The following is a 1,286-nucleotide window of genomic DNA, read 5'->3' as shown; positions in this document are numbered from 1 at the left end:
GGGTTAGCGGCCAAAATGTGTGTACGCGATGGCCTTGGTTGTCATTGTTCACTTGGGTTGTAGGGGCTTGCACATGCTTTGAAAGCATGTGGAGTGACGGTTCCATCGAATCAACCCAGGTGTGGTGTATGTGCTCGGAAGCTTGTGAAGAACGGGACCACCAGTTCGGGCCGGACGAGATGGCGGTGTAAATCGTGTGGTGCTTCGAGCACGCAGACCCGGGTTGATGTCACGAGGAAGGCTGAGTTCACGGCGTTCCTGTCCTGGCTCACCGGGAAGCAGCGCCAGGGCGGGTACGCGGGCTCCGAACGGACTTTCCGCCGCCGCAGTGCCTGGTGCTGGAACGTGGTCCCGCAAGCGCCTGTGACCGGGGAGATCCATCCTGTGCTCATGCTCGACGGCACGTACTTCAACGGCTGGTGCGTGCTGGTGGCTTACACCGGTTCCCACGTCATCGCGTGGCAGTGGTGCGACCGGGAAAAGCACGCTTCCTGGTCCGCGCTCCTGCAACAAATCCCCGCGCCGGACGTGGCAGTGGTGGACGGGCACAAAGGCCTCGAGAGCGCCCTGCGGGAACACTGGCCGGAAACGAAAGTCCAGCGGTGCCTGTTTCATATCCGCCAGAACATCCGCACGCATCTGACGCTGCGCCCGAAACTGGAAGCGGGCAAGGAACTGCTGGCCCTGGCCAAGGCCCTGACGCACGTGACAGACCTTGATGAGGCAGCATCGTGGATGGGCGAGTTCGCGTCCTGGGAAGCCCGCTGGGAGTCGTTTCTCAAGCACCGCACCTACGCGAAAAAGAACACCGTCAGACCCGCCCATATCGGGGCCGGCCAGCTCTGGTGGTACACCCACCTGGGCTTACGCCGGGCACGGGGAACTCTGGCCGGGGCGATCAAAGCCGGGCACATGTTCACCTGGCTCACCAGCGCGACTGCAGGACAGAACATCGCACGGACAACCAGCCCGCTGGAGGGCGGGATCAACGCCGGACTCAAAGACCTGCTCCGCACCCACCGCGGGCTCACCCCAGACCACGCCGCCCGTGCCGCCGACTGGTACCTCTACCTGCGCACAGAGCAACCTCAAGACCCCTGGCATCTCGTGCAACCCCGCCACTGGCAACCCCAAAGAAAGAACCACCCGCGGGCCGAAGACCCCATCGGCCCAGCCCTCTACGACACAGCCTTCACCAGCGAGGACGGAAACGGAATCCAACAAGGATGGGGCGGACGACGCAGATGACACGCCAAAGCCGTACACACATTTTGGCCGCTAACCCC

General features: G+C 63.1%; 1 protein-coding gene. It reads left to right on the top strand.

The window, feature by feature from the left end:
- Window positions 1-93 precede the first annotated feature (93 nt).
- The gene (locus ARTSIC4J27_RS00010) at window positions 94-1,248 is read left to right on the top strand and encodes an IS1249 family transposase (protein ID WP_083435216.1); all 1,155 of its coding nucleotides are present in this window, start codon (window positions 94-96) and stop codon (window positions 1,246-1,248) included.
- Window positions 1,249-1,286 lie beyond the last annotated feature (38 nt).

Origin of the sequence: Pseudarthrobacter siccitolerans (genome assembly GCF_001046895.1) — a bacterium.
Taxonomy (GTDB): domain Bacteria; phylum Actinomycetota; class Actinomycetes; order Actinomycetales; family Micrococcaceae; genus Arthrobacter; species Arthrobacter siccitolerans.
The sequence above is the reverse complement of the archived record's forward strand: the minus strand, read 5'-3'. Positions and strand labels throughout refer to the sequence as shown.